The 25646-nt window shown below is 59.1% G+C and carries 26 protein-coding genes and 1 tRNA gene; 15 read left to right on the top strand and 12 right to left on the bottom strand.

Annotated elements, in window-relative coordinates:
- The first annotated feature begins 98 nt into the window (after positions 1 to 98).
- A complete protein-coding gene (ung, locus tag JFT58_RS28275; protein WP_020301023.1) occupies positions 99 to 791 on the top strand; it encodes a uracil-DNA glycosylase in 693 nt (230 codons plus the stop codon).
- Between the two features lie 29 nt (positions 792 to 820).
- Here the strand turns inward: ung and JFT58_RS28270 are convergent, their stop codons facing one another.
- The 5 genes from JFT58_RS28270 to JFT58_RS28250 form a co-directional block, all read right to left on the bottom strand.
- Positions 821 to 1858 (bottom strand): AbrB family transcriptional regulator, encoded by a 1038-nt coding sequence (locus tag JFT58_RS28270; protein ID WP_054897616.1) that lies wholly within the window; start codon positions 1856 to 1858, stop codon positions 821 to 823.
- On the bottom strand, positions 1851 to 3365 hold the full coding sequence (locus tag JFT58_RS28265) for a tripartite tricarboxylate transporter permease (RefSeq protein ID WP_014717355.1): 1515 nt from the start codon (positions 3363 to 3365) through the stop codon (positions 1851 to 1853). Before JFT58_RS28265 ends, JFT58_RS28270 begins: the two co-directional genes overlap by 8 nt.
- A gap of 1 nt (position 3366) precedes the next feature.
- Positions 3367 to 3825: a tripartite tricarboxylate transporter TctB family protein gene (locus tag JFT58_RS28260; protein WP_054897615.1), complete on the bottom strand. Its 459-nt coding sequence runs from the start codon at positions 3823 to 3825 to the stop codon at positions 3367 to 3369.
- Between the two features lie 147 nt (positions 3826 to 3972).
- Positions 3973 to 4962, bottom strand: coding sequence for a Bug family tripartite tricarboxylate transporter substrate binding protein (locus JFT58_RS28255; protein WP_161793218.1), 990 nt, complete (start codon positions 4960 to 4962; stop codon positions 3973 to 3975).
- Positions 4963 to 4990: 28 nt separating this feature from the next.
- Positions 4991 to 6283 (bottom strand): OprD family porin, encoded by a 1293-nt coding sequence (locus JFT58_RS28250; protein ID WP_054897614.1) that lies wholly within the window; start codon positions 6281 to 6283, stop codon positions 4991 to 4993.
- Between the two features lie 235 nt (positions 6284 to 6518).
- Between JFT58_RS28250 and JFT58_RS28245 the strand changes: the two genes are divergently transcribed.
- Both JFT58_RS28245 and JFT58_RS28240 read left to right on the top strand, forming a co-directional pair.
- Positions 6519 to 7190, top strand: coding sequence for a response regulator (locus JFT58_RS28245; protein ID WP_014717358.1), 672 nt, complete (start codon positions 6519 to 6521; stop codon positions 7188 to 7190).
- The gene (locus tag JFT58_RS28240; protein WP_054897613.1) at positions 7183 to 8568 is read left to right on the top strand and encodes a sensor histidine kinase; all 1386 of its coding nucleotides are present in this window, start codon (positions 7183 to 7185) and stop codon (positions 8566 to 8568) included. The genes JFT58_RS28245 and JFT58_RS28240 overlap by 8 nt, the downstream gene beginning before the upstream one ends.
- On the opposite strand, the gene JFT58_RS28235 is transcribed toward JFT58_RS28240, so the two are convergent.
- Both JFT58_RS28235 and ygfZ read right to left on the bottom strand, forming a co-directional pair.
- Positions 8569 to 9390 (bottom strand): HDOD domain-containing protein, encoded by an 822-nt coding sequence (locus JFT58_RS28235; RefSeq protein ID WP_034126564.1) that lies wholly within the window; start codon positions 9388 to 9390, stop codon positions 8569 to 8571.
- Between the two features lie 35 nt (positions 9391 to 9425).
- Complete coding sequence (gene ygfZ / locus JFT58_RS28230; protein WP_054897612.1) at positions 9426 to 10367, bottom strand: CAF17-like 4Fe-4S cluster assembly/insertion protein YgfZ; 942 nt, start codon at positions 10365 to 10367, stop codon at positions 9426 to 9428.
- A gap of 141 nt (positions 10368 to 10508) precedes the next feature.
- Here ygfZ and JFT58_RS28225 point away from each other — a divergent pair, with 141 nt between their 5' ends.
- Both JFT58_RS28225 and JFT58_RS28220 read left to right on the top strand, forming a co-directional pair.
- Positions 10509 to 10763, top strand: coding sequence for an FAD assembly factor SdhE (locus JFT58_RS28225; RefSeq protein ID WP_003189444.1), 255 nt, complete (start codon positions 10509 to 10511; stop codon positions 10761 to 10763).
- Entirely contained in the window at positions 10747 to 11193 is a 447-nt protein-coding gene (locus JFT58_RS28220) for a protein YgfX (protein WP_054897611.1), read from the top strand. Before JFT58_RS28225 ends, JFT58_RS28220 begins: the two co-directional genes overlap by 17 nt.
- Here the strand turns inward: JFT58_RS28220 and nadB are convergent.
- Positions 11162 to 12778, bottom strand: coding sequence for an L-aspartate oxidase (nadB, locus tag JFT58_RS28215; RefSeq protein WP_054897610.1), 1617 nt, complete (start codon positions 12776 to 12778; stop codon positions 11162 to 11164). The genes JFT58_RS28220 and nadB overlap by 32 nt on opposite strands.
- Positions 12779 to 13238: 460 nt before the next feature.
- Between nadB and rpoE the strand changes: the two genes are divergently transcribed.
- The 4 genes from rpoE (at position 13239) to JFT58_RS28195 (ending at position 17087) form a co-directional block, all read left to right on the top strand.
- Entirely contained in the window at positions 13239 to 13820 is a 582-nt protein-coding gene (gene rpoE / locus JFT58_RS28210; RefSeq protein WP_003172477.1) for an RNA polymerase sigma factor RpoE, read from the top strand.
- Positions 13821 to 13852: 32 nt separating this feature from the next.
- Positions 13853 to 14440 carry a sigma-E factor negative regulatory protein gene (locus JFT58_RS28205; protein WP_034126575.1) on the top strand — a complete coding sequence of 196 codons (588 nt, stop codon included), beginning with the start codon at positions 13853 to 13855 and terminating at the stop codon, positions 14438 to 14440.
- Between the two features lie 16 nt (positions 14441 to 14456).
- Positions 14457 to 15416, top strand: coding sequence for a MucB/RseB C-terminal domain-containing protein (locus JFT58_RS28200; RefSeq protein ID WP_054897609.1), 960 nt, complete (start codon positions 14457 to 14459; stop codon positions 15414 to 15416).
- A 234-nt stretch (positions 15417 to 15650) separates the two neighbouring features.
- The gene (locus JFT58_RS28195) at positions 15651 to 17087 is read left to right on the top strand and encodes a DegQ family serine endoprotease (RefSeq protein ID WP_014717365.1); all 1437 of its coding nucleotides are present in this window, start codon (positions 15651 to 15653) and stop codon (positions 17085 to 17087) included.
- Between the two features lie 68 nt (positions 17088 to 17155).
- Here the strand turns inward: JFT58_RS28195 and JFT58_RS28190 are convergent, their stop codons facing one another.
- Positions 17156 to 18589 (bottom strand): M48 family metalloprotease, encoded by a 1434-nt coding sequence (locus JFT58_RS28190; protein WP_003189458.1) that lies wholly within the window; start codon positions 18587 to 18589, stop codon positions 17156 to 17158.
- Between the two features lie 95 nt (positions 18590 to 18684).
- Between JFT58_RS28190 and JFT58_RS28185 the strand changes: the two genes are divergently transcribed.
- Positions 18685 to 18924 carry a sulfurtransferase TusA family protein gene (locus JFT58_RS28185; protein WP_054897608.1) on the top strand — a complete coding sequence of 80 codons (240 nt, stop codon included), beginning with the start codon at positions 18685 to 18687 and terminating at the stop codon, positions 18922 to 18924.
- A gap of 19 nt (positions 18925 to 18943) precedes the next feature.
- Here the strand turns inward: JFT58_RS28185 and JFT58_RS28180 are convergent, their stop codons facing one another.
- Positions 18944 to 19417: a peroxiredoxin gene (locus JFT58_RS28180; RefSeq protein ID WP_003189461.1), complete on the bottom strand. Its 474-nt coding sequence runs from the start codon at positions 19415 to 19417 to the stop codon at positions 18944 to 18946.
- Between the two features lie 14 nt (positions 19418 to 19431).
- On the bottom strand, positions 19432 to 19992 hold the full coding sequence (locus tag JFT58_RS28175) for a glycine cleavage system protein R (protein WP_003189463.1): 561 nt from the start codon (positions 19990 to 19992) through the stop codon (positions 19432 to 19434).
- Between the two features lie 262 nt (positions 19993 to 20254).
- On the opposite strand from JFT58_RS28175, the gene dapA reads away from it, so the two are divergent.
- From dapA to JFT58_RS28150, 5 genes are all read left to right on the top strand, one after another.
- Positions 20255 to 21133 (top strand): 4-hydroxy-tetrahydrodipicolinate synthase, encoded by an 879-nt coding sequence (dapA, locus tag JFT58_RS28170; RefSeq protein ID WP_054897607.1) that lies wholly within the window; start codon positions 20255 to 20257, stop codon positions 21131 to 21133.
- 17 nt (positions 21134 to 21150) lie between these two features.
- Positions 21151 to 22266: an outer membrane protein assembly factor BamC gene (gene bamC, locus JFT58_RS28165; RefSeq protein ID WP_032892980.1), complete on the top strand. Its 1116-nt coding sequence runs from the start codon at positions 21151 to 21153 to the stop codon at positions 22264 to 22266.
- Between the two features lie 4 nt (positions 22267 to 22270).
- Positions 22271 to 23029 (top strand): MBL fold metallo-hydrolase, encoded by a 759-nt coding sequence (locus JFT58_RS28160; RefSeq protein ID WP_054897606.1) that lies wholly within the window; start codon positions 22271 to 22273, stop codon positions 23027 to 23029.
- A 27-nt stretch (positions 23030 to 23056) separates the two neighbouring features.
- Positions 23057 to 23770 (top strand): phosphoribosylaminoimidazolesuccinocarboxamide synthase, encoded by a 714-nt coding sequence (purC, locus tag JFT58_RS28155; RefSeq protein WP_005786030.1) that lies wholly within the window; start codon positions 23057 to 23059, stop codon positions 23768 to 23770.
- Between the two features lie 83 nt (positions 23771 to 23853).
- Positions 23854 to 23943: transfer RNA gene (locus JFT58_RS28150), tRNA-Ser, on the top strand.
- Positions 23944 to 24432: 489 nt separating this feature from the next.
- On the opposite strand, the gene JFT58_RS28145 is transcribed toward JFT58_RS28150, so the two are convergent.
- On the bottom strand, positions 24433 to 24810 hold the full coding sequence (locus JFT58_RS28145) for a hypothetical protein (protein WP_198834803.1): 378 nt from the start codon (positions 24808 to 24810) through the stop codon (positions 24433 to 24435).
- Positions 24811 to 25646 lie beyond the last annotated feature (836 nt).

The following is a 25646-nucleotide window of genomic DNA, read 5'->3' as shown; positions in this document are numbered from 1 at the left end:
CCTTCGTGGGAAAGTGCCGGTGCTGTGTCAGATCAATTGACAAGCGGGGTCGGCTTTCCTAGGGTTCGCCTCATTCTTTTTTACAAGACAATTCAACTATGACCGATGGCGACCGTATCAAACTCGAACCCAGCTGGAAACACGCCCTGCGGGAGGAGTTCGAGAAGCCCTACATGGCGCAATTGCGCGAGTTTCTGCGCCAGGAACATGCCGCTGGCAAAGAGATCTACCCCCCCGGCCCATTGATTTTCAACGCGCTCAACTCAACGCCGCTGGACAAGGTCAAGGTCGTGATTCTCGGACAAGACCCGTACCACGGCCCTGGCCAGGCCCACGGCTTGTGCTTCTCGGTACAACCGGGCGTGCCGGCACCGCCGTCGCTGGTCAATATCTATAAAGAGCTCAAGCGCGACCTGAACATCGACATCCCCAACCACGGCTACCTGCAAAGCTGGGCCGACCAGGGCGTGCTGATGCTCAACACCACCATGACCGTGGAGCGCGCCAACGCCAACGCCCATGCCGGCAAGGGCTGGCAGTTCTTCACCGATCGGATTATCGAGGTAGTCAGCGAGCATCAGCCTCACCTGGTGTTCCTCCTGTGGGGCGCCCATGCTCAGAGCAAGCAGAAGCTCATCGACGCCACCAAGCATCTGGTGCTGACCTCGGTGCATCCGTCGCCGTTGTCGGCGTATCGCGGGTTTCTGGGCTGCGGGCATTTCAGCCGGGCCAACAAGTTTCTCGAGCAGAATGGCGAGGCCCCCATCGAGTGGCGTTTGCCACCGGTGTGAGGCCTGGCACATTCAACATGTGGGAGGTTTTAGCGGGGGGCTGGCTGACGGTTCCAGTGCCGAAACAAAGGCTCGGCCAAAAACAGCACGAACAACAAGCGCATCACCTGCATCGCCGTCACCAAGGGCACCGACAGTTGCAGGGTTTCAGCTGTCAGGCTCATTTCAGCGATACCGCCTGGCATCATGCCCAGCGTCAGTGATCGCAGGTCGAGGTGAGTGAGGGCGCTCAAGCCCACCGCCGCTAACGTCGCCAGCAGCATGGTCAATGCCGTGCCAATCAAGGTGCGGCCCATGAACGATGGCGCGCGACGGAAGAACTGCCGATTGAAGTGGCAGCCCAAACCGCTGCCGATCAACCATTGGCCGATCTGACTGCCGCCGTCTGGCAGGCCGATGTGTAAATCCCAGGTTACACTGGCGATCGCGCTCACCAGCAATGGCCCGAACAGCCAAGGGTTGGGTTGGCGCAAGCGTTGCCAGCCCCAGGCAACCAGCGCACCCACCGGAAACAGCACGGCCAGCCACGCCCAGTCCACGGGCGCCGGATGGAACTGCGGCGCGCCGCCTCCGAGCAAATATTTGAAGATCGCTGGCACGCACAGCACCACCACCAGCACACGCAGGCTTTGCCCGGCCGCAACCCGGCTGAGCACCGCGCCATTGCGGGCGCCGAGGTTGACCATCTCCCCGGAACCGCCCGGCATGCTGGAGAAAAACGCCGTGGCGCGGTCTTCACCGCTGCGGCGCATCAACCACACGCCCACCACGCTCGACAAGCTGGTGACCAGTGCACCGAAGAAAATCAGGCCGAAGTGGCTCATCACCTGCTCGATCACCACCGGGGTGAAGTGCAGGCCGATGCCGATGCCCACCACCCATTGGCCGCATTTGCGCCCGCCGGGAATCTCTGCCAAATGCCAGGGCGTCAGGCAGCGCACCAGGATGATCGCCAGCAACGAGCCGACCATGTACGGCAAAGGCCAGCCGACCAGGCTTGCCAGGTAACCGCCGGCCAGGCCGACCAGCGGTGTTCCCCACCAATGTTTAAAGGTGACCTCAGACATCGGCCAGGGCACGACGCTGTTGCACGCGTTTACGCCAGATACGCAGCAGCGGTACAAGCAGCATGATTGCGGTCAGCACCCAGACGCCAAAGGTGATCGGGCTCGACCACAGGATTTCCAGCGCACCGTTGGAGATCGACAGCGCACGGCGCAGGTTCTGCTCCATCAGGCCGCCGAGGATAAAGCCCAGCAGCAGCGGTGACAGCGGGAAGTCCAGCTTGCGCAGGATGTAGCCGAAGATGCCGATGGCAATCATCAGGAACAGATCGAAGGTGGTGGCATGCACGGCGTACACGCCAATCGCGGTAATGATGGCGATCACCGGCACCAGCGCCCAGTTCGGCACGGCGAGGATACGGGTGAAGATGCGGATCATCGGGATGTTGAGCACGACCAGCATGATGTTGGCAATGAACAACGAGGCGATCAGGCCCCAGACAATGTCCGGTTGCTGTTGGAACAGCAGTGGGCCGGGGGTGATGTTGTACAGCGATAGGGCGCCGATCATCACCGCCGTGGTGCCCGAGCCAGGAACGCCGAGGGTCAGCATGGGTACCATGGCGCCGCAGACCGACGCGCCGATCGCGGTTTCTGGAGCGGCCAGGCCGCGCATGTCGCCCTGACCGAATTTGCCGCTGGCGCCTGCGATGCGTTTCTCGGTCATGTAGGCAACGGCCGAGGCCATGGTCGCACCCGCACCCGGCAATACGCCGATGATAAAACCCGATACGCCGCAACGAAGGTTCACGGTCAGTACCGACAAGGCTTCCTTGACGTTGAACATCATGCGCCCTGTGGCTTTCACCGCTTCCTGGCCACGGTGGGTTTTTTCCAGCAGCAGGAGAATCTCGCTGATGGAGAACAGGCCGAGCACCAGGACCACGAACTGGATACCGTCGGTCAGGTGAATATTGTCGCCGGTAAAGCGGTACACACCGCTGTTGGCGTCGATGCCCACGCAAGAGAGGAACAAGCCGATCAGCGCCGCAACAAAAGTCTTCAGTGGTTTGTCACCGGCCATGCCGCCCAGGCAGACAATCGCAAACACCATTAAGACAAAGTATTCCGCCGGGCCGAAAGCAATCGCCCACTTGGCCAGCAGCGGAGCGAACAGCACCATGCCGCAGGTGGCGATAAACGCGCCGATGAACGAACTCCAGGCCGACAATGACAGTGCCACGCCAGCCAGGCCTTTGCGGGCCATCGGGTAGCCGTCGAGGGTGGTCATGACGGTGGAGGCTTCGCCCGGGATGTTCAGTAGAATCGAACTGATGCGGCCGCCGTATTCGCAGCCCAGGTACACGGCTGCCAGCAGGATCAGCGCCGACTCTGGCGGCAAGCCCAGGGCGAAGGCGATGGGGATCAGCAGTGCCACGCCGTTGATCGGGCCCAGGCCCGGCAACAGGCCGACCACGGTGCCAATCAGGGTGCCGCATAACGCGGTCACCAGATTATAGGGGCTCAGCGCAACGCCGAAACCCTGGCCCAAATAGCCAAAAGTATCCATATCAGTTCTCCAGAACGTCGAGCAGGCCGAGGGGCAACGGTACGTCCATGGTTTTATCGAACAGCAGATAAAGACCGACGCTCATCAAGGTGATGATCACCACGCTGGGCAACCAGCGGCCGCCGTACAGCCGTGCCATCGGAATACCGATCAGCATGCTGCTGAGAATGAAACCCAAGGATTCGAATGTGCCTGCAAACACCAGCAGCAGAGCCACACAGATGCCGATCTTGACCAACGTGGGTTGATCCAGCGCGGGTTCATCGTCAGTGTGTTTGGTCGCCTGCGGGCGAATCATCATGTAGATGAGCGCCAGGCCCATCAGCCCGAGCAACAGCAGGGGGAAGGCTCTTGGCCCTACGGGTTCGTAGGAAAAAGCCGCCTGATACGGCCAGGCCATCAGCGCGAGGCCGATACAGGCCAGCAATAGCACGGCAGCGAAAATGCGTTGTAAGAGCATAGAAAACTCCAAGGCCCCTCTTGTAGGAGCGAGCTTGCTCGCGAAAAACGTCAACGATAACGCGTGCTCTCTGGACGCACGTGGATGTCCTTGGGTTCTTCGCGAGTACGCTCGCTCCTACAGGGGCATTACACAAAAGAGGGGCGATTACTGGATCAGGCCGAACTCTTTGGCCAGCACTTTGTAGTCAGCCACCTGTTTCTTCACGTAGGTGTCCAGCTCCTGGCCCGTCATGGCGAACGGGAATAGCTCGCGCTGGTCACGCAGCTTGGCGAACTCCTCGGAAGCCAGCAGTTTGTCGAAGGCGTCTTTCCACCAGGCGTAGTCGGCATCGCTGACCTTTGGCCCCAGGTAGAAGCCACGCACCACCGGCCAGACGATGTCGTAGCCTTGCTCTTTGGCGGTCGGGATATCCTTCATTTCCGGCTCATCCAGGCGTTGCTCGGAGAACACCGCCAGCAGGCGCATATCGCCGCTCTGGATATGCGGCATGGAGTCGGAGATGTCGGTACTGCCCACCTGGATATGCCCCCCCAGCAGAGCCGTAGCGATTTCACCGCCACCCTCAAGGGCGACGTAACGCAGTTCGCGCGGGTTGATCCCGGCGGCCTTGGCGATCAGTGCGGTTTGCATCCAGTCCTGGCTGCCGACGGTGCCGCCGGAGCCGATCACCACGCTGCCTGGGTCTTTCTTCAGGGCTTTGACCAGGTCGTCGAGGGTCTTGTAGGGCGAGTCGCTTTTCACCGCGATGGCGCCATAGCTGGTGCCCACTGCCGCCAACCAGCGCACGGCGCTTTCATCAAAACGGCCGAACTTGCCCTGGGCCAGGTTCAGCAGCGAACCGCTCGACCAGGCAACCAACGTGCCCGCATCCGCAGGGCGCTGGGCGACGACCGCGTTGTAGGCTACCGCGCCCACGCCGCCTGGCATGTAGGTCACACGCATCGGCTTGGTCAGCAGCTTTTGGTTCACCAGCGCGCTTTGCGCCAGTTTGCAAGTCAGGTCAAAACCGCCGCCTGGGGAGGCCGGGGCGATGCATTCCGGACGCTTGGGTTCGTCGGCGGCCAGCAGTTGGCCGGCGAACAGCATGCAGCCAGCGGCGAGGGCAAATTTACGCAGTGAAAGGGTCATGGTGATCTCCATCGTTTTTGTTATGAGGGGGTTACTACCAAAGTGCGACGCTGTAGCTGACCAGCAAGCGCATTTCATCTGCGTCACGGGCCGAATAGTTGGAACGATAGGTGGCGTTACGCAGGCGCACGGCCACATCTTTGAACGTGCCGCTTTGCACCACGTATTTGATCTCGCTGTTGCGTTCCCACTCCTTGCCGGTCTCGCCGTTCTTGAGCTTGATGTTGTCACCCGAGAGGTAACGGCTCATGAAACTCAAGCCAGGAATGCCCAGCTTGGCAAAGTCGTAGTCGTAGCGTGCCTGCCAGGAGCGTTCTTCGGCGCCGGCAAAATCGTTGATCTGCACGAAGTTGACCAGGTACGGGTCGCTGCCATCCACATACGGGAAGGCGCTGTCGCCGGACATGTGCTGGTAGCCGGCGCTGAGCTTATGGCCATTGAGGGCATAGCTGAACAAGCCGTTGAGGGACGTGTTGTCGATATTGCCGCCGCGGGCCGAGCCGGTGTCATCGCTGATTGCCAGTCGCAGGTCGGCGGCGAAAGTGCCAGGGCCCATCGGGCGTGAAGCGACCATGCCGAGGAAGTGTTGGCGATACACGTCGTCGAGTTGGGCGAAGTGGTAGCTGCCGGTGATCTTGTCGGCGAACTTGTAGTCGACGCCACCGAAGTTGAAGTGCTTGCCGGTGGCACCGCTGAGGAAGCGGCTGTTCTTGTTATTGAGCGCGATGTCTTCGTAGTTGGTGTCGTCGCGGTCCTTGGCTTTGTCCAGGCGACCACCAGTGAATACCAGGTTCTTGAGTTCCTTGGAGGTGATCAAGCCACCGTTGAAGGTCTGCGGCAGGATGCGCCCGTCGTTGGGCTTGAGGATCGGCAGTTCGGGGATCAGCGAGCCGATCTTCAGCTCGGTGGCGGAGATTTTCACTTTACCGGTCAGGCCCAGCTTGGAGTACTCGTTGGCGGCGCGGCCGTCATCGTGGGTCGGCAGCAGGCCGGTGCCGGTGCGGTCGGGGCTGGAGTCGAGCTTGACGCCGAGCATGCCCAGCGCATCCACGCCAAAGCCGACGGTGCCGTCGGTGTAGCCCGATTGCACGTTGAGCATGAAGCCCTGGGCCCATTCGTCGCGCTTGGATTGCTGGGCACTGGTACCGTCGCGAAAGTCGCGGTTGAAGTACATGTTGCGGGTTTCCAGGGTCGCGCTACTGTCTTCGAAGAAGGCAGCCTGGCTGAGCGGCGAAAAGCCGGCAAGGGCAGCGGCACTGGCGAGGGCGGTGTGGGTCAGGCGGGAAGAACGAACAGGCGGGCAAGCCTGTGGCTGGGTCGACAGCATCGTGGTGTACTCCGTTATTGTTCTTATTCTGGCGAAAACGCTTCGAGGCGTTTTTCGGGCGCTACGGGTCAGGCAACTCGGCGGGCATAGACCACCGTGGTTGGATGCTAAAGGGCGAAGCTTTCACTAACCTTTCAATCGCCTTTCAATGTTTTCGGGCTTCACAGGCCAGGTTGCGGCTGTAAACTGCCGGGCAAAGCGTGGCGTCGACCACCCCTGAACGAGGTAGAAATCCATGCGTGTCCTCCTGGTTGAAGACCATTTGCAGCTCGCCGAAAGCGTGGCCCAAGCGCTCAAGAGCATGGGTTTGACCGTTGATGTGTTGCATGACGGCGTGGCGGCGGACCTGGCCTTGAGCAGCGAGGAATACGCCGCGGTGATCCTGGACGTAGGGTTGCCGCGCCTGGATGGTTTCGAGGTGCTCGCACGTTTGCGGGCACGTGGAAAAAACCTGCCGGTGCTGATGCTGACTGCTCGCAGTGATGTAAAAGACCGCGTGCACGGCCTGAACCTGGGCGCCGATGACTACCTGGCCAAACCGTTTGAACTCACGGAACTCGAAGCACGGGTCAAGGCACTGTTGCGGCGCAGCGTGCTGGGCGGCGAGCGTCAGCAAACCTGCGGTGTGCTGGTGTACGACCTCGACACCCGGCGCTTCACGGTCGCAGGCGAGCTGATGACCTTGACCTCCCGAGAACAAGCGGTGCTCGAAGCGTTGATCGCCCGGCCGGGGCGCGTGATGAGCAAGGAACAATTGGCGTCCCAGGTATTCGGCCTGGACGAGGAGGCCAGCCCCGACGCCATCGAAATCTACGTGCATCGCCTGCGCAAGAAGCTCGATGGCCAACCCATCGCCATCGTCACCTTCCGGGGCCTTGGCTATTTGCTGGAAGCCCGTGATGCATAAGCCCAGCAGCCTGCGCTGGCGCTTGCTGTGCAACCTTGCGTTATTGCTGGTGTTGTTGATGCTCGCTAGCGGCATGAGCGCTTATTGGAACGGTCGCGAAGCCGCCGACACCGCTTATGACCGCACGCTGCTGGCCTCGGCACGCACCATTGCCGCCGGCTTGACCCAGGTGGACGGCACCCTCAGCGCCAATGTGCCCTATGTGGCCTTGGACACTTTTGCCTACGACAGTGCCGGGCGCATTTATTACCAGGTCAATGATATTGATCAGAAACTGATTTCCGGTTACGAAAACCTGCCTGGCCCGCCGCCTGGCACGCCCCGCACCGACGATTATCCAGCCTTGGCGCGGTTCTATAACGCCATGTACCTGGGCCAGCATGTGCGCGTGGTGAGCCTGCTCAAGGCCGTCTCGGAACCGAACATGAACGGCATGGCCGAAATTCGTGTTGCGGAGACCGACGAAGCCCGGGTGGCCATGGCCCGCAGCCTGATGGCCGATACCCTGCTGCGTCTGGGCATGCTCGCCATCGGTGCGTTATTGCTGGTGTGGTTCGCGGTGAGCGCCGCACTGCGCCCGCTGGAACGCCTGCGTACGGCCGTGGAAGAGCGCCAGCCTGATGACCTGCGGCCTCTGCCATTAGTGGAAGTTCAGGATGAGTTCGGCCCACTGGTGCGCTCGCTCAACCATTTCACCGAACGTTTGCGCGGGCAGTTCGAGCGCCAGGCGCAGTTTATTGCCGACGCTGCCCACGAGCTGCGCACGCCCCTGGCGGCGCTCAAGGCCCGGCTGGAACTGGGCCTGCGTGCCGAAGAACCAGCCACCTGGCGCAGCACCCTGGAAACGGCCGCCCAGGGCACCGACCGCCTGACGCACCTGGCGAATCAATTGTTGTCCCTGGCCCGCATCGAAAACGGTGCCCGCGCCATTGCCGAAGGCGGTGCGCAACTGCTCGATTTAAGCCAATTGGCCCGTGAGCTCGGTATGGCCATGGCGCCGCTGGCCCACGCGCGGGGCGTGGCCCTGGCACTGGAGGCCGACGAGCCGGTATGGCTGCGCGGCGAACCAACGCTGTTGAATGAGCTGCTGAGCAACCTGGTGGATAACGCCTTGGCCCATACCCCGCCCGGCGGCAACGTCATTCTGCGAGTGAAGGCCCCAGCGGTGCTGGAAGTCGAGGATGACGGCCCAGGCATCCCACTGGATGAGCGGGACCGGGTGTTCGAACGCTTTTATCGACGCAGCCAGCAGGGCATGGGGTCGGGCTTGGGGCTTGCGATTGTCGGGGAGATTTGCCGTGCGCACCTGGCGCAGATCAGCCTGCATGATGGCGAGCTGGCGGGGCTAAAGGTACGCGTGAGTTTTATCGCGGGTTGATCAGTAAAACATCGAGCGCGCTTCGTCCAGTTCACTGCGCAGGGCGTCGCTGTGCAGGTCTATGCGCAACTTCATGAGGGCCGGCAAGGCGGTAATCGGCACGGTTCCCAGAGGGTGGTCGGTGCCGCGGTGGCAGTACAGCGCGGCGACCTGCACCAGGTCGACGTAGTCCAGGCTTGCAGAGTCGCGTGTCAGGTCCAGGTATTGGCCCGGCACGTTCACCAGCATCTCAGGGAAGTCCCAGACCCGCAGCAGCTTGTCCCCCAGCACCGGGTGGATGCTGTCGATGACGTGGTTGAGGCTGACGGGGTCGGCCAGCAGCTCATAGTGATCCTCGGCGTACGTGAGGATCGGCAGCACGCCGATCTGATGCACCAGGCCACCCAGCGCCGCCTGGTCTGGCTTGAGCTGGCTGTGGCGACGGCACAAGGCGTAGCTCACGCCTGCCACCTCCAGGCTGCGGCGCCACACGTCGCGCATTTTCTGTTCGACCACCTCGGAGCGGGCGTGAAAGATCTGCTCCATCACCAGGCCGATAGCCAGGTTGCTGCTGTAGTTGGTACCGAGCCGGGTGATGGCGGTGTGCAGGTCGGTGACTTCCTGGCTGGCCCGTAGCAACGGGCTGTTGACCACTTTGATCAGGCGCGCCGACAGGGCCGTGTCACGACTGATCACTTTGCTCAGGTGGCTGATGCTGATGTCCGGGTCTTCGGCGGCCTGGCGAATTTTCAGGGCCACCTCCGGCAATGTCGGCAGAACCAGGTCATCGTTGTCGATGGCCGTTACCAACGCTTGTTGGACTTTTTCCGCCAGCTTGTTCATTCATGCTCTCTAGGGTGCTGCAAAAAGTACGGCGATTAACGCTGGATCTCGCGGTCACGGTCCAGTTGGTAGGGTAGGTCAAGCAGATTCAAGCCCGGGCCCTCGAGGGTGCCCAAGCGCACGTCGCCACTGTCGGCAGCTTCGGCTTGCAGCACGGCGAGAAGTTCAATCGACTGGTCGGCTTTTGCTGCGATGACCACTTCCCCGATCGCGCTGTTATGGCTCGGGGAAAATAACGGAGTGCCTGGCTCGGGAAGCTCGTTGGCCTCCAGGCTCAGGCGATACAGGCGCCGCTTGAGTTTGCCCAGGTACTGCATGCGCGCGACGATTTCCTGGCCGGTGTAGCAGCCTTTCTTGAAGCTGACGCCGCCCACGGCCTGCAGGTTGAGCATCTGCGGAATGAACAGCTCGCGCGTCTGGGGCATCACCTGGCCGATACCGGCACGGATCTGACCAAGCAACCAGGCATTCAAGTCAGCCTGTTGCAACTGCGCGGCCAATTGGCTGCGCACGGCGTCGGCGTGTTCGGCAGGTACCCAGAGTTCGGCACGGCCCGGGGAAACGCGGACGGCAATCAATGCCTCGTTGCGTGCCACGCTATCCGTCTCGACCGGCAGCGCGAGGCCCAGGGCGCTCAGGGCCGCGTCTGCGTTCGCCAGGCCGAAGCGCGCCCAGGCAGCGCTTTCGTCGGTGAGCTTGGATTTGGAGAACACCGCGTACTTTTTCAGATCCGCCAACTGCGGCTCAAGCAACTCGGTGGCCATGGCCAGGAGCACGCCATCACCCTGCAGCAGGATGCGGAAGCTCGACTGCATCCGGCCTTTTTGCGTGCAGCGCGCGCCCAGGCTGGCCTGGGTATCACTCAGGTAATTGAGGTTGCAGGTCAGTTGGCCCTGCAGGAACTTGGCAGCATCAGAGCCGCGGACGGCGAGAACGCCTTCGTGGGACAGGGGGCAGAAAAAAGCGGAGTCAGCCATGGGTCATCGCAGGTCAAAAAGTCATGGGGTGCATCATAGAGGGGCGTCCGGCAAATGCATAGTTTCCATATAGGGCGACCAAAGCCGACTGTTCCAGTGTCGTCGGGGCTGTATACTTGCGCTCTATTTTAGGAGGGCTCCATGGTCGAAGATGTAGAAATCAATCGCCTCTACTGGCACAGCCGTCGCGGTATGCTGGAGCTGGATGTGTTGCTGGTGCCTTTCACCAAAGAGGTGTATGCGACGCTCAATCAGGTGGACCGCGACCTCTACGTCAGGTTGCTCGAGTGCGAAGACCAGGACATGTTTGGCTGGTTCATGGAGCGCGCCGAATCCGAAGACCCGGAGCTGCAGCGCATGGTTCGGATGATCCTGGATCGTGTCCAGCCCAAGTAATCGTTTCGAATGCTGCTGGCAGGCCTCACGGCTGTTGCTGGCGGCCTATGTGCTTGCCCAGCTGGTCGCACTGGGCAGCCTGCTGGCTCTCGACCTGCCTTATTCAAGCCTTGGCATCCTGCTATGCCTGGCTCATTGTGCCTGGGTATTACCGCGGCAAATCCTGCTCACTCACCGTTCGTCGATTCGTGGCCTGCGCCGTGACGACGATGGCTGGCAGTTATGGAGCGCCGCACGCGGGTGGCACCCAGTGCAGCTGCGGCCCGACAGCCTGGCGTTGCCGCTGATCGTGGTGTTGCGTTACCGAGTGCAGGGTGAACGGCGAGTGCGGTCCATCTGCGTGCCAAAGGATGCGCAGGCCGCCGATGTGCACCGGCGCCTGCGGGTACGCCTGAAGTTCAGCCGCCGTAGGTGGTTGGCACCAGGATAGTGTCCCGGGCTTCGGGCAGCATCTGTGGGTAGTCGAGGGTGTAATGCAGGCCGCGGCTTTCCTTGCGCTCCATGGCCGACCGGATCATCAGCTCGGCCACTTGGGCCAGGTTGCGCAACTCGATCAAGTCGCGGCTGACCTTATAATTGCTGTAGAACTCGTCGATCTCATCCAGCAGCAAGCGCACCCGATGTTGCGCCCGTTGCAGGCGTTTGTTGGTGCGCACGATGCCCACATAGTCCCACATGAAGCGCCGCAGCTCGTCCCAGTTGTGGGCGATGATCACATCCTCGTCCGAATCGGTGACCTGGCTCGCGTCCCAGCGGGGCAGGGCGGCCGGTACCGGGATGCGCGGCAGTTGCTCAAGAATGTCCGCTGCCGCCGAGCGCGCATACACGAAGCATTCAAGCAATGAATTGCTGGCCATGCGGTTAGCGCCGTGCAGGCCGGTGAAGCTGGTTTCGCCGATGGCATACAGGCCCGGTACGTCGGTGCGGCCATGCTGATCGACCATCACGCCACCGCAGGTGTAGTGCGCGGCCGGTACCACGGGGATCGGGCCCTTGGTGATGTCGATATTGAAGGTCAGGCAGCGTTCGTAGACGGTCGGGAAGTGGGTCTTGATGAAGGCTTCGGGCTTGTGGCTGATGTCCAGGTACACGCAGTCGATACCCAGGCGCTTCATTTCGTGGTCGATGGCGCGGGCGACGATATCGCGTGGTGCCAGTTCGGCGCGTGGGTCGAAGCGCTGCATGAAGCGTTCGCCGTTGGGCAGCTTCAAATGTGCGCCTTCGCCGCGCAGGGCTTCGGTGATCAGGAAGCTCTTGGCCTGCGGGTGATACAGGCACGTGGGGTGGAATTGGTTGAACTCCAGGTTGGCGACCCGGCAGCCCGAGCGCCAGGCCATCGCTATGCCGTCGCCGCAGGCACCGTCGGGGTTGCTGGTATAGAGGTAGACCTTGGCGGCGCCGCCCGAGGCGAGAATGGTGAAGCGTGCGCCATAGGTATCGACTTCACCGCTGGTGCGGTTGAGTACGTAGGCGCCCAGGCAGCGTTCGCCCGGCAGGCCCAGGCGTTTTTCGGTGATCAGGTCGACGGCGACGCGCTGCTCCAGCAATTGGATATTTGGACGTTGGCGGGCCTGGTCGAGCAGGGTCTTGAAAATCGCGGCCCCGGTGGCATCGGCAGCGTGAATGATTCGGCGATGGCTGTGGCCGCCTTCGCGGGTCAGGTGGAACTCAAAGCCACCGTCGTCGCTGCCGGCATGTTCATCGCGGGTGAAGGGTACACCTTGGTCGATCAACCATTGGATGGCTTCCCGGCTGTGCTCGACGGTGAAGCGCACGGCGTCTTCGTTGCACAGGCCACCGCCGGCGTTAAGGGTGTCTTCGACGTGGGATTGCACGGTGTCTGTGTCGTCCAGCACCGCAGCAACGCCGCCCTGAGCCCAGAAGGTCGAGCCGTTGGCCAGGTCGCCTTTGCTCAAAACCGCTATACGCAAATGGCTGGGCAGGGTCAGGGCCAGGCTCAAGCCGGCGGCGCCGCTGCCGATTACGAGGACATCGTGTTGAAACTGTTGGCTCATTTGACGGATTCCGCAAAAAGCGATCCAAAGGGGGGCGCAAACAGGACGCCTGGATCGGCGAATCAAAGGGTCACACGGGCCACTAGTATATAGAGGGGTGGAGCGGCACAATAGCCACGCCTTCGTGGCATTGTGAGATTATGCTGCGCAGCTTTGGGAAACGGCCGGTTGGCGGGACGGGAACTTTTTGCATAAGCCCCGACTCAATAGCAGGTTGCCCGAAAGCTGGGAAAACGTTGAGTTTATTGGCCCGTCGGGAGCATTGGACGCGTCACGAAACCGGCGACAAGATTATTCGCGCAGCCGGCACCGACCGTGCTGCGTTTTTCGTGTGTGCCAAATCAGTGCATGCCGGAAACTTGCTTGAAGGGGGAGAACTTTTGCGAAAAGCCCGAGTCTATGTTTGCAAGCCTGATCGTTTAGTTATGCAAGCCTCCTTCAAGTACAACGAGGAGTGTTCATGCTAACCCAGGAAGAGGATCAGCAGCTGGTCGAGCGCGTACAGCGCGGTGATAAGCGAGCATTTGATCTGCTAGTGCTGAAATACCAGCACAAAATTCTCGGGTTGATCGTGCGGTTTGTGCACGACACCCATGAAGCGCAGGACGTTGCGCAGGAAGCCTTTATCAAGGCTTACCGTGCACTTGGAAATTTCCGCGGTGACAGTGCGTTTTACACGTGGCTATACCGCATCGCCATCAACACGGCGAAAAACTATCTGGTGTCACGCGGTCGCCGCCCACCAGACAGTGATGTCAGTTCAGAAGATGCTGAATTCTACGATGGTGATCACGGCCTCAAAGATCTCGAGTCGCCGGAGCGTGCATTGCTGCGCGACGAGATCGAAGGCACCGTCCATCGCACTATTCAGCAACTGCCAGAAGATTTGCGTACGGCGTTAACTTTACGTGAATTCGATGGTCTGAGTTACGAAGACATTGCGAGCGTCATGCAATGTCCGGTGGGGACTGTGAGGTCGCGGATTTTCCGGGCCCGGGAAGCCATCGACAAAGCCTTGCAACCGTTGTTGCAGGAAAACTAAAGACAGCGGCGACAGCCAAGAGAGGAACCGCCATGAGTCGTGATGCCCTGCAGGAATCGCTGTCCGCAGTGATGGATAACGAAGCGGATGAACTGGAACTTCGTCGAGTGCTCAACGCATTTGATGACGCCGAAACCCGTGATACCTGGTCTCGTTACCAAGTCGCTCGGGCGGTGATGCACAAGGATCTCCTAATCCCTCGTCTGGATATTGCTGCGGCCGTTTCTGCTGCACTGGCTGATGAAGCCGTTCCGGCAAAAGCCTCGCGTGGTCCGTGGCGCAGCCTGGGTCGTCTGGCAGTGGCCGCTTCGGTGACTGTTGCTGTGTTGGCAGGTGTTCGCCTGTACAACCAGGACGAGATCGCAGGCAACGAGCTGGCCCAACAGACTCAGCAACCGGTCATGGCCGGTCCGCAAGTCAAAGGTCCGGCCGTGCTGGCTGGCTACAAGGAAAGCACTGATACCACCGGCCCTATGGCTAATGGTGTACTTCAGGGGCAATCCGGCTGGCAGGATCAGCGCCTTCCAGGCTACCTGCGTCAACATGCGCAGGAATCGGCTGCCAAAGGCACTGACAGCGCTCTGCCATACGCTCGTGCAGCAAGCCAGGAAAACCGCTGATTCGCTAAGGAGCCCTATGCGCGCCATACCGCTCCTTACGCTTTTGCTCAGTAGTTGGTTTGCACTATCCGCCCATGCCGATGAAGCCCAAGACTGGCTGATTCGACTTGGGCGTGCAGAGCAGCAGCAAAGCTTTGAAGGTACGTTTGTCTACGAACGTAACGGCAGTTTTTCTACCCATGACATCTGGCACCGTGTCCAGAATGGTCATGTCCGTGAACGCTTGTTGCAACTTGACGGCTCCGCCCAGGAAGCGGTCAGGGTTGATGGTCGGGCACAATGTGTCAGTGGCACGTTGGCAGCTGGTCTCGGTCAGTCACCTGAGGCACCCTCGCGTATTCTTGATCCAAAAAAACTCACTTCATTCTATGACCTGGCCGTTATTGGCAAATCGCGCGTGGCCGGTCGTCATGCGGTGATTGTGTCGATCAGCCCGCGTGATCCCTACCGTTATGGGTTTGAATTACACCTGGACCTTGAAACTGCGCTGCCGCTTAAATCCTTGCTGCTGAATGACCAAGGGCAGTTGTTGGAGCGTTTTCAGTTCACCCGTCTGGATGCTTCGGCCATTCCTTCTGACCAGGACTTGCAGCCCAGCGGCGACTGTTCGCCGGTAACGATGTCCGCCGCTAAATCACCTGAGCTGTCTGCCACGCAAAAGTGGCATCTGGACTGGCTACCGCCTGGTTTCCAACAGATCAGCAGCGCTACGCGCAAAGATGCCCAAACGAAATCTACCGTCGACAGCCTGATGTATGACGATGGGCTCGCGCGTTTTTCGGTGTTTCTTGAGTCAGCCAACGGCGCCGATGTGAATGAAACCCGCGCTCAGCTTGGGCCGACCGTGGCAGTATCCCGGCGTTTGAATACGGTAGATGGCGAAATGATGGTCACGGTGGTGGGCGAAATTCCCATTGGCACTGCTGAGCGCATCGCGTTGTCGGTGCGTGGTGAAAAGGCCGCCGCCAAGCCCTGAGATTGTTAATCTTATGTTCATCCTGGTCTATCAATCTGGGCCCGAATTTCGTTGGGTGCTGGGCGTATGAAATCTCTGGATCAGCATTTTCACTTGCAAAAACTTCCCATGTTTTTTATAGGTCAGGGTTTGATGGCTCTGGCCTTGTTTGTTCGCGGAACAAAAATGCCGCTCGCAGTATCCGGCGTTTATTGAACCCTGTCGCTTAACCCTGCTCGTCGTAACGGGAGCTGTATGTCGATACCACGTTTGAAGTCTTACTTATCCATAGTCGCCACAGTGCTGGTGCTGGGCCAGGCCTTACCTGCGCAAGCGGTCGAGCTGCCTGACTTCACCCAACTGGTGGAGCAGGCCTCGCCTGCCGTGGTGAACATCAGTACCACGCAGAAGCTGCCGGATCGCAAAGTCTCGAACCAGCAGATGCCCGACCTGGAAGGCTTGCCGCCCATGTTGCGCGAGTTCTTCGAACGCGGGATGCCGCAACCTCGCTCTCCTCGTGGCGGCGGTGGTCAGCGCGAAGCCCAGTCCCTGGGCTCCGGCTTCATCATTTCGCCTGACGGCTACATCCTCACCAACAACCACGTGATTGCCGATGCCGACGAGATTCTCGTGCGCCTGGCCGACCGCAGTGAACTCAAGGCCAAGCTGATTGGTACCGATCCACGTTCCGACGTGGCTTTGCTCAAAATCGATGGCAAGGACTTGCCGGTGCTTAAACTGGGCAAGTCCCAAGATCTGAAGGCTGGTCAGTGGGTGGTCGCGATCGGTTCACCGTTCGGCTTTGACCACACCGTTACCCAAGGCATTGTCAGCGCCATCGGTCGCAGCCTGCCAAACGAAAACTACGTGCCGTTCATCCAGACCGACGTGCCGATCAACCCGGGCAACTCCGGTGGTCCGCTGTTCAACCTGGCCGGCGAAGTGGTGGGGATCAACTCGCAGATATACACCCGCTCCGGTGGCTTCATGGGCGTGTCCTTCGCGATCCCGATCGATGTGGCCATGGACGTCTCCAATCAGCTCAAAAGCGGCGGCAAGGTCAGCCGCGGCTGGTTGGGCGTGGTAATCCAGGAAGTGAACAAGGACCTGGCTGAGTCCTTCGGTCTCGACAAGCCGGCCGGTGCCCTGGTTGCGCAGATTCAGGACAATGGCCCTGCGGCCAAGGGCGGCCTGAAAGTCGGTGACGTAATTCTGAGCATGAACGGCCAGCCGATCATCATGTCGGCGGACTTGCCTCACTTGGTCGGCGCGCTCAAGGCCGGCGGCAAAGCCAAGCTGGAAGTGATTCGTGATGGCAAGCGCCAGAACGTCGAACTGACCGTTGGGGCAATTCCGGAAGAAGGCGCGACCCTGGACGCCCTGGGCAACGCCAAGCCAGGCGCCGAGCGCAGCAGTAACCGCCTGGGTATCGCCGTCGTTGAACTGACCGCCGAGCAGAAGAAAACCTTCGACCTGCAAAGCGGTGTCGTGATCAAGGAAGTGCAGGACGGCCCAGCCGCCTTGATCGGCCTGCAACCGGGTGACGTGATCACCCACTTGAACAACCAGGCAATCGATACCACCAAGGAATTCGCCGACATCGCCAAGGCGTTGCCGAAGAATCGCTCGGTGTCGATGCGCGTCCTGCGTCAAGGCCGTGCCAGCTTCATCACCTTCAAACTGGCCGAGTAATCCGCTAGACCTATAAAAAAGCCCCGCTGCCGGTTAACGGCAGCGGGGCTTTTTTGTGGGCGGCGGGTTCAGCTCATCATGCCTTTCACCAAGCGCTCCTGTTCGATCAGCTCACGCTGACGGGCGTCGATGCGTGAGGACAACGGGAAGTTATTGCCGGCGCGCCGCTTGGCAAAGTCCAACTGCTGGATGGCTTGCTGGAAATCCCCCACCAATGCGAAATATTCGGCGCGAGCCTGATGCAGGCCAATGATGTTGCCGGACAAGCCGCGAGTCTCGGCGACCTGATACCACACGTCCGGATCGTCCGGTCGCGACTTGAGCAGCCCATCCAGTGCCTTTTCTGCATCGGCGGTACGGTTCTGTTTAAGCAGCAGGTCTACCCGCACCTGGTTCAGCGGATAGTTGCTGGGGTACTGGGTGAGCATGCGGTCGGTACGTTGCTGCGCATCCGGCATGCGGTTGCTGGTGATGTCCAGTTCGATTTGGGCCAGGTTGTAGGTAATGTCATTGGGCGCCTTGGCCAACAGCGGCGCCAGGCTTTCCCGCGCTTCTTTGAGTTGAGTACCCTTGATCTGAGCGATGGCCAGGCCATAACGCGCAACGTCATTTTTAGGGTTCTCATCCAGCTGCGCCTGGAAGCGCTTGGCGGCCAGACCAGGTGTGTCTTCGTACTTGAGCTGCACCCGTGCGCGAATCAGTTGATAGCGCAGGCTGTCTTCCTTGCCGCCAGGTTTGGCTTGTTCGGCGCGGTTGCGGGTGTCGGCGATACGCGATTCGGTTACCGGGTGAGTCAGCAGGAACTCCGGTGGCTTGGCGTCGAAGCGGTATTGGCGCATCAGCCGTTCGAACATCGTGGGCATGGAGCGCGGGTCGTAGCCGGCTTTCTCCAGGTTGAGGATGCCGATGCGGTCGGCCTCTTGCTCGTTCTGGCGAGAGAAGCGGCGCTGTTCCTGGATCGCGGCGGCTTGTGAGCCGGCAATCGCGGCGATACCGGCATCGCCGGCACCCGCAGCGGCGGCGATAATGCCGCCAAGCAGGGCCGCCATCATCGGCAGTTGCATGCGTGATTGCGCTTCTACGCCTCGGGCGAAGTGACGCTGGGACAAGTGCGCCAGTTCGTGGGCCAGTACCGACGCGTATTCACCTTCGGTCTGTGCATTGAGAAACAGGCCGCCGTTGACCCCGACGATCCCACCGGGAGCCGCAAAGGCGTTGAGCTGTGGGCTGTTGATCAGGATGAATTCCAGGCGCCGGTCATTGACCTGGCTGGTCTCCACCAGCTTGTACACGCTGGTTTCAACGTAATCCTTGAGTTGCGGATCATTGAGTTGCGAAACCTGGCCGCGCAGGTAGGCCAGCCAGGCTCGGCCCAATTGGTATTCCTGTTGCGGCGAGACTATGGCAGAGCTGGCGTCACCAAGTGACGGCAGGTCGTCAGCAAAGGCCGGGGAGGCCAGCAGGCAGGCCAGCGTCAGCAGGGTAGGGCGCAAAAAAGTCATGCACAAAGCCTTTCGACAAAGAGCTTACTGTAGCCGGACACTGAGCTTGGGACCAGATATTCTAAGCGGCCCGAATGTTTGCCTGGAGTAGCACCATGACCGACGTTGTAGCCTGTGACGCCGAACTCGACGCCAGCGGTCTTAACTGCCCTTTGCCGTTGCTCAAGGCCAAGCTGGAGCTCAATAAAATGGCCAGCGGTGCCGTGCTCAAGGTGACTGCCACCGACGCCGGCTCCCAGCGTGATTTTCGCACCTTTGCCAAGCTGGCCGGCCACACCCTGGAGCATGAAGACGCCGCCGAGGGTGTGTACCGTTATTGGTTGCGCAAGGCCTGACGGCCTTGTCGACGCAGAATCAGGCCTTATTCAGCGCCTGCGCTGCCGCCAACACGGCATCAACATGCCCCGGCACTTTCACTCCGCGCCATTCCTGACGCAGCACGCCTTGGCTGTCGATCAGGAATGTGCTGCGATCCACACCCAGGTATTCCTTGCCATACAGCTTCTTCAACTTGATCACATCAAACAGCTGGCAGACCGCTTCGTCCTTATCGCTGATCAGCTCGAAAGGAAATTCCTGTTTGCCCTTGAAGTTCTCGTGGGACTTCACGCTGTCACGCGACACGCCGAACACTTCGGTATTGGCGGCCTTGAATGCGGCGTACTGGTCACGAAAGCCTTGGCCTTCGGTAGTGCAGCCTGGGGTGCTGTCCTTCGGGTAAAAGTAGATCACCACTTGCTTGCCCTTGAGGGCCGCGAGGCTGAAGGTCTGGCCGCTGGTGGCCTGGGCCTCGAAATCGGCCACGGGTGTGTCGATGGCTACCGGCATAGAGAGGTACTTCCTTACATGGGGTTCTGTGGGCGCCATGGTTCGATCAAGGCGTCGAGGTTCAGGGCATCGGCGAAATCGAGGAACTGGTCGCGCAGCCAACTGATCTGTACGCCGGCCGGCAAGGTCACGGTAAAGGTGGCGTTGAGCATGGTGCCGCCGGTTTGTGGCGCCTGGTAGGTGTCACAGGTCAGGTTTTCCAGCTCGACGTTATGGTCGATAAAGAACTGGCACAACTCGTTGACGATGTCCGAACGGTAGGCCGAGCTGACATAGGCCACGTAAGGCAAAGCCTGTGGGCGATTTTCCAGGGCGGCGCTGCGTACCACGTTGACGGTAAAGTCGTGCTTTTTGGCCAGGCCCGGCAGGCCGGTTTCAAGGCGTGCCAAGGCATCCCAGGAGCCAGAAATCTGCAGGACCAGCGCACTGCACTCGCCGTGGCGGGTCAGGCGGGAGGTCACGACGGCGCAGCGGTTCTCATGGCTGGCGCGGCACAGGACGTTGGTCAGCTCCATGGGGTTGGCGCCGAGGGCACTGATAACAAGGAATTGTTCGCGAACTGTGGGGGTGGACATGCAGCCTTCCTAAAGCGATGAGCGGTCGATACCGTGTGGGCTGTATCGATCAAAGGATCAAGGGTAGCGAAAAGCGTCGCCAAGGGCTAGGAGGTGGCGTTTTCATTGCGTGATCAGCCGGCTTCGGGCGGTGCTTTGGCCCGATGATGTCATTGCCCGACGTTTAGTTGCGCCAGAACGCATCCTCACGCGGTACTTCGCTTGTACAAGCATCTTGGCGCCAGTACCATTACGGCTCTCTTTTTCCGGCAGGAGCGGTTGCATGATTGCGGGCAGTATGGTGGCACTGGTCACACCCATGGATGCACAAGGTCGTCTCGACTGGGACAGCCTGGGCAAACTGGTGGACTTCCACCTGCAAGAGGGCACCAACGCCATTGTGGCGGTCGGCACCACAGGTGAATCGGCCACCCTCGATGTGGAAGAGCACATCCAGGTGATCGAGTTCGTGGTCAAGCGCGTTGCGGGCCGCATTGCCGTGATCGCCGGTACGGGCGCCAACTCGACGCGTGAAGCGATCGAGCTGACCAGGAACGCCAAGAAGGCTGGCGCCGACGCTTGCCTGCTGGTAACCCCGTACTACAACAAGCCGACCCAGGAAGGCTTGTACCAGCACTTCAAAGCCATCGCCGAAGCCGTGCAGATCCCGCAGATCCTCTACAACGTACCGGGTCGCACCGCGTGCGACATGAAGGCCGAGACCGTGATCCGCCTGTCCACCGTGCCGAACATCATCGGCATCAAGGAAGCCACTGGCGACCTGCAACGCGCCAAGGACATCCTGGCCGGCGTGAGCAGCGACTTCCTGGTGTATTCCGGTGACGACGCCACCGCTGTCGAGCTGATCCTGCTGGGTGGCAAGGGCAATATCTCCGTGACCGCCAACGTGGCCCCGCGCGCCATGAGCGATATGTGTGCCGCCGCCATCGCGGGCGATGCAGCCACCGCTCGCGCCATCCACGAAAAGCTGATGCCGCTCAACAAGACACTGTTTATCGAATCCAATCCTATTCCCGTGAAGTGGGCGCTGTTTGAGATGGGCCTGATGCCGGACGGTATCCGTCTGCCGCTCACCCCCCTCAGCGAAGCCTGTCACGAACCGCTGCGACAGGCCCTGCGCCAGTCCGGCGTCCTGGTTTAATTGAGGAAGCACTACGCATGAAGCGATTGGCCGGACTTTCCGCACTTGCCTTGATTATCTCCAGCACCAGTGGCTGCGGTTGGGTATGGGGCCCGGAAGGCTACTTCCGTGACCGCGGCAGCGATTACCTGGAAGCGCAAGCAACCAAACCGATGCAACTGCCGCCTGATGTCAATGTCGCCAAGCGCCTTGACCCATTGTTGCCGATTCCACGCAACGTCGCCGACGACACGGTCAAGGGTGAGTACGTAGTGCCACGCCCACAGCCGATTATGGCCGTGGCCGATGCCAGCGACTACAGCCTGCAGAAAAGCGGCGACAACCGCTGGATCGTGGCTCAGCGTCCGCCTGCCGAAGTCTGGCCGGTGGCGGTGCAGTTCTTCCAGGACAACGGTTTCCGCCTCGACCAGCAACGCCCGCAGACCGGTGAGTTCACCACCGCATGGCAGCAAGGTCGCGAGCTGTCCGCCAACATGGCCCAGCGCCTGCTGGCGGGCGGTGTAGCCGCCGACAGCGAAGCCCGTGTGCGTGTGCGCATCGAGCCCGGCGTGCAGCGCAATACCAGCGAAGTCTATGTCGTCAGCGCCGAGCGGCCTGCCGGCAGCACGGCTGACGTCGACTTCACGCCGCGCTCGGTTAACACCGGCGTCGACGCCGCGCTGGTCGACGAGATGCTGGCCAGCATGAGCCGTATCTCCGAGAAGGGCGGTTCCGTTTCCCTGCTCGCCGCCCGTGATTACGACACCCCTAGCCGCGTCAGCCTCACCGAAGACGGCAGCGGTAACGTCGTGCTGAACCTGGGTGAAGACCTCGACCGTGCCTGGGCCAGTGTTGGCCGTGCGTTGGAGCAGGGCCCTTGGCGCGTTGAAGACATCAACCGCAGCCTGGGCCTGTACTACATCAACGTGGCTGAAAAGGCCGAGAAGAAAGACGATGAGCCAGGTTTCTTCGGCAAATTGTTCGGCAGCGCGCCGACCAAGGAAGAGATCGAAACCCGTGCCGAGCGTTATCAGGTTCGTTTGAGCAAGGTGGGCGAAAGCGTGCAAGTCACCGTCGAGAAGAACATCAACACCGTCGCGCCAGCTGAAACAGCGCGCAAAGTGTTGGGCGTGATTCAAGACAACCTGGGCTGATCCGATGCGTTTTGCCGTTCTCGGCAGCGGTAGCCAAGGGAACGGTACGCTGGTCGCCCATGATGACACGTACGTGCTGGTCGATTGTGGTTTCTCCCTGCGGGAAACCGAGCGGCGCCTGTTGCGCCTGGGGGTTCACCCCACGCAACTGAGCGCGATTCTGGTAACCCACGAACATGCCGACCATGTGCATGGCGTGGGTTTGCTGTCTCGGCGCTACAATCTGCCGGTGTACTTGAGTCGCGGCACGTTGCGCGGGATGCGCAAACCCATTGAGCCGGCAGGTTTTCTAGCCGGTGGCGAGCAACTGCAAATCGGTGCCCTGAGCATCAATGTCGTCGCGGTTGCCCACGATGCCCAGGAGCCCACGCAATACGTATTCAGTGACGGCCAGCGGCGTTTCGGCGTGCTGACCGACCTGGGTTCCTATTGCGCCAGGGTGCTGGACGGATACCGGGACCTCGATGCCTTGATGATCGAGTCCAACCACTGCAGGGATCTACTGGCACGCGGTCACTACCCTTACTTTCTCAAGCAACGGGTGGGCGGCGAGCTGGGACATTTGAACAATCACCAGGCGGCATATCTGGTGTACGAGTTGGGCTGGCAAGACCTGCAACACCTGGTCCTGGCTCACCTCAGCAGCAAGAACAACCTGCCGACGCTTGCCCGGCAATGTTTTGTCGACACCCTAGGGTGCGACCCGGACTGGCTGCAACTGGCCGATCAAGATTCAGGGCTCGACTGGCGACACATCGCCTAGCCCACCTTACTCAAAGCGGAGCCCATCATGGAAAAACGTGAAGAACTCTACCGCGGCAAAGCCAAGTCGGTGTACAAGACCGACGACGCCAACCGCCTGATCCTGCTGTTTCGCAACGACACCTCGGCGTTCGACGGCAAGCGCATCGAACAGCTGGATCGCAAAGGCATGGTGAACAACAAGTTCAACGCCTTCATCATGCAGAAACTCGAGGCGGCCGGTATCCCGACCCAATTCGACAAACTGCTGGGCGACAACGAGTGCCTGGTCAAGAAGCTCGACATGATCCCGGTGGAATGCGTCGTGCGTAACTACGCCGCCGGCAGCCTGGTCAAGCGCTTGGGCGTGGAAGAGGGCCTCAAGCTCAACCCTTACACGTTCGAACTGTTCCTGAAGGACGACGCCAAGGGCGACCCGTTCATCAACGAATCCCACGTCGTGGCGTTCGGCTGGGGTACCGCTGAGCAACTGGCGCGCATGAAGGAGTTGTCCCTCAAGGTCAACGACGTGCTGACCAAGCTGTTCGACGACGCCGGCCTGTTGCTGGTGGACTTCAAGCTCGAATTCGGCGTATTCCACGACGGCTCCATCGTCCTGGGCGACGAGTTCAGCCCGGATGGCTGCCGCCTGTGGGACAAGGACACCAAGAAGAAGATGGACAAAGACCGCTTCCGCCAGGGCCTCGGTGACGTGATCGAAGCTTACGAAGAAGTCGCCAATCGTCTCGGCGTACCGCTGTAATCGACGCAAGCATCTGATAGCACGGAAAAAAATCGCTTCGGCGCTTTGCATCCATCAATCATGCTGTTATGATGCGCGCCGTTGGAGAGATGCCAGAGTGGCCGAATGGGACGGATTCGAAATCCGTTGTACCTTCACCGGTACCTAGGGTTCGAATCCCTATCTCTCCGCCATATTGAAAAAAGCCTTATAAATCAATGATTTACGAGGTTGAAAAAATGGTGATTTGTAGCAAGGTTTTGTAGCAAAACCTGACCTGCAGATCGCCATTTTTTTCGTCTGTCGTTTGCCCTTCCTATGGATCTTCCTGAGCGTCTTTGGCCTTTGGGGCTACCTTTGCTTATCCGCTAATGTTCTGGTGCCTCTGGTGGGTTCCTGAGCCTTCCCCGGCTTGGTTTTTGATCGAGGTCGCCAAAGGTGCGGGGACTTGTACCCGTGCCGTTGGTGGCCGGATTACGAAACGAAAACCGGTCGCAGGCAGTTGTCGAGGGTGGGTGATAAATAAGGGTTCGGGGATATATCTTTGAACCTATGGCTGTTTAATTTAAGTGGAACGAAATGGGGCGATTCCTACTCTGTGGGAGTAGGGTATATGTCCGTGAAGCGTAGTATTAGCTTTGAGGATATAAGTATGTATCGTCTGGCGTTACATGTTTTGAGCTTTATTGTGGTCGCATTTCTTCGATTATGCGTTTTTTATATTCGTCTGCTTCAATATCTATTTTTATTTTCGCCTCCCTCCACTGTTCGTTGTAGTAATCTTGCCATCGTTTTACTAATGAATGGACAATCATATCAAGGTTTTGTTGTTTTACGCTGTTCCCGCTTCTTGCAAACTCCTTAATTAGAACATCGTTGGATATTGATTTGCAGCCTGAAAACGCTGCTATTAGCTTTCTGGCGAGGGTTGAGGTCATTCGGATATCAAGCTCATCCATTTCTATTATTTTTACGAACATAATTAAAAAATTTTGACGCTCACGTCTTTTAAAACCGCCAACCATACCGCCAATTTTTCCTGCATATTCCATTTTGTTCATATTTAGAACTCCTATGTTATTACAATACAATTACCATAGGTTTTTGATATGTCAATGCTTCGGGGATATATCTCCGAACCTATAACATTACTTCGGGGATATACGTTGTAGGAAATTGGATATTCTCATTTTTTTAAATTTCTAACGTGACCGATACCCCACTTTTTTTTGTGAAATTAATTTGAGAGCGATTTTTGAGTTTTTGCAGTGTCATTTTTTGATCTGCTTCGTGGCGAAAGTCAACTAAGTGATTTAAGTAGGGTTGAACCTTATTTTATGATTAAGGTTGGACGTTATATTTATTTTCATTTTGCTATTGACAAGGTATTTTGCTGTAAGTAAGCAATAATTCAATGGTTGAAAAAATTAAATATCTAAAAAATTCGATAAAAACGTAAAATTTCCACGACAGTTTTTTTCAAGAAAATAAGTTTTGGAAAAGGTCGATTTTTGGTTACTGCCCCAAATCGCTTTCGGGATATTTAGGCTCATCAGCCCAGTGAGTGATATTCACCAATTTTGATGAATTTTGAAAAGTGTGAAATTTTCATCAGGAAAGAAATTTGATATGTATGTATACATACATATAGGTTGGGGGATATATCTCCGAACCCATGGAAGTGTTGGGTTGAGTGGCTAACGCTGTTGGGTGCTATTATCTGATATAGGCTTTTAGATAGATTATAATGCTGCGTGGTGTAACGCATTTGGCTATTTTAGGCGTGTAGTGGTGTGGCTTGGTGTCGTTGTATCAACGGAGTGGAAGAAGGCCGATTTTGACCAATTCCGTGCGTTATATTGCTATCAGTGGGGCGGTGTATGTATATGTGGGGGAC

It is taken from the genome of Pseudomonas sp. MF6767 (assembly GCF_016405475.1).
Classification (GTDB): Bacteria; Pseudomonadota; Gammaproteobacteria; order Pseudomonadales; family Pseudomonadaceae; genus Aquipseudomonas; species Aquipseudomonas paracarnis.
The sequence above is the reverse complement of the archived record's forward strand: the minus strand, read 5'-3'. Positions and strand labels throughout refer to the sequence as shown.

Excerpts from the sequence above, each read along its gene's own strand:
- ung (WP_020301023.1), top strand. The coding sequence starts at position 99 with ATGACCGATGGCGACCGTATCAAACTCGAACCCAGCTGGAAACACGCC.
- JFT58_RS28270 (WP_054897616.1), bottom strand. The coding sequence starts at position 1,858 with ATGTCTGAGGTCACCTTTAAACATTGGTGGGGAACACCGCTGGTCGGC.
- JFT58_RS28265 (WP_014717355.1), bottom strand. The coding sequence starts at position 3,365 with ATGGATACTTTTGGCTATTTGGGCCAGGGTTTCGGCGTTGCGCTGAGC.
- JFT58_RS28260 (WP_054897615.1), bottom strand. The coding sequence starts at position 3,825 with ATGCTCTTACAACGCATTTTCGCTGCCGTGCTATTGCTGGCCTGTATC.
- JFT58_RS28250 (WP_054897614.1), bottom strand. The coding sequence starts at position 6,283 with ATGCTGTCGACCCAGCCACAGGCTTGCCCGCCTGTTCGTTCTTCCCGC.
- JFT58_RS28245 (WP_014717358.1), top strand. The coding sequence starts at position 6,519 with ATGCGTGTCCTCCTGGTTGAAGACCATTTGCAGCTCGCCGAAAGCGTG.
- JFT58_RS28240 (WP_054897613.1), top strand. The coding sequence starts at position 7,183 with ATGCATAAGCCCAGCAGCCTGCGCTGGCGCTTGCTGTGCAACCTTGCG.
- JFT58_RS28235 (WP_034126564.1), bottom strand. The coding sequence starts at position 9,390 with ATGAACAAGCTGGCGGAAAAAGTCCAACAAGCGTTGGTAACGGCCATC.
- ygfZ (WP_054897612.1), bottom strand. The coding sequence starts at position 10,367 with ATGGCTGACTCCGCTTTTTTCTGCCCCCTGTCCCACGAAGGCGTTCTC.
- JFT58_RS28225 (WP_003189444.1), top strand. The coding sequence starts at position 10,509 with ATGGTCGAAGATGTAGAAATCAATCGCCTCTACTGGCACAGCCGTCGC.
- nadB (WP_054897610.1), bottom strand. The coding sequence starts at position 12,778 with ATGAGCCAACAGTTTCAACACGATGTCCTCGTAATCGGCAGCGGCGCC.
- rpoE (WP_003172477.1), top strand. The coding sequence starts at position 13,239 with ATGCTAACCCAGGAAGAGGATCAGCAGCTGGTCGAGCGCGTACAGCGC.
- JFT58_RS28205 (WP_034126575.1), top strand. The coding sequence starts at position 13,853 with ATGAGTCGTGATGCCCTGCAGGAATCGCTGTCCGCAGTGATGGATAAC.
- JFT58_RS28200 (WP_054897609.1), top strand. The coding sequence starts at position 14,457 with ATGCGCGCCATACCGCTCCTTACGCTTTTGCTCAGTAGTTGGTTTGCA.
- JFT58_RS28195 (WP_014717365.1), top strand. The coding sequence starts at position 15,651 with ATGTCGATACCACGTTTGAAGTCTTACTTATCCATAGTCGCCACAGTG.
- JFT58_RS28190 (WP_003189458.1), bottom strand. The coding sequence starts at position 18,589 with ATGACTTTTTTGCGCCCTACCCTGCTGACGCTGGCCTGCCTGCTGGCC.
- JFT58_RS28185 (WP_054897608.1), top strand. The coding sequence starts at position 18,685 with ATGACCGACGTTGTAGCCTGTGACGCCGAACTCGACGCCAGCGGTCTT.
- JFT58_RS28180 (WP_003189461.1), bottom strand. The coding sequence starts at position 19,417 with ATGCCGGTAGCCATCGACACACCCGTGGCCGATTTCGAGGCCCAGGCC.
- JFT58_RS28175 (WP_003189463.1), bottom strand. The coding sequence starts at position 19,992 with ATGTCCACCCCCACAGTTCGCGAACAATTCCTTGTTATCAGTGCCCTC.
- dapA (WP_054897607.1), top strand. The coding sequence starts at position 20,255 with ATGATTGCGGGCAGTATGGTGGCACTGGTCACACCCATGGATGCACAA.
- bamC (WP_032892980.1), top strand. The coding sequence starts at position 21,151 with ATGAAGCGATTGGCCGGACTTTCCGCACTTGCCTTGATTATCTCCAGC.
- JFT58_RS28160 (WP_054897606.1), top strand. The coding sequence starts at position 22,271 with ATGCGTTTTGCCGTTCTCGGCAGCGGTAGCCAAGGGAACGGTACGCTG.
- purC (WP_005786030.1), top strand. The coding sequence starts at position 23,057 with ATGGAAAAACGTGAAGAACTCTACCGCGGCAAAGCCAAGTCGGTGTAC.
- JFT58_RS28145 (WP_198834803.1), bottom strand. The coding sequence starts at position 24,810 with ATGAACAAAATGGAATATGCAGGAAAAATTGGCGGTATGGTTGGCGGT.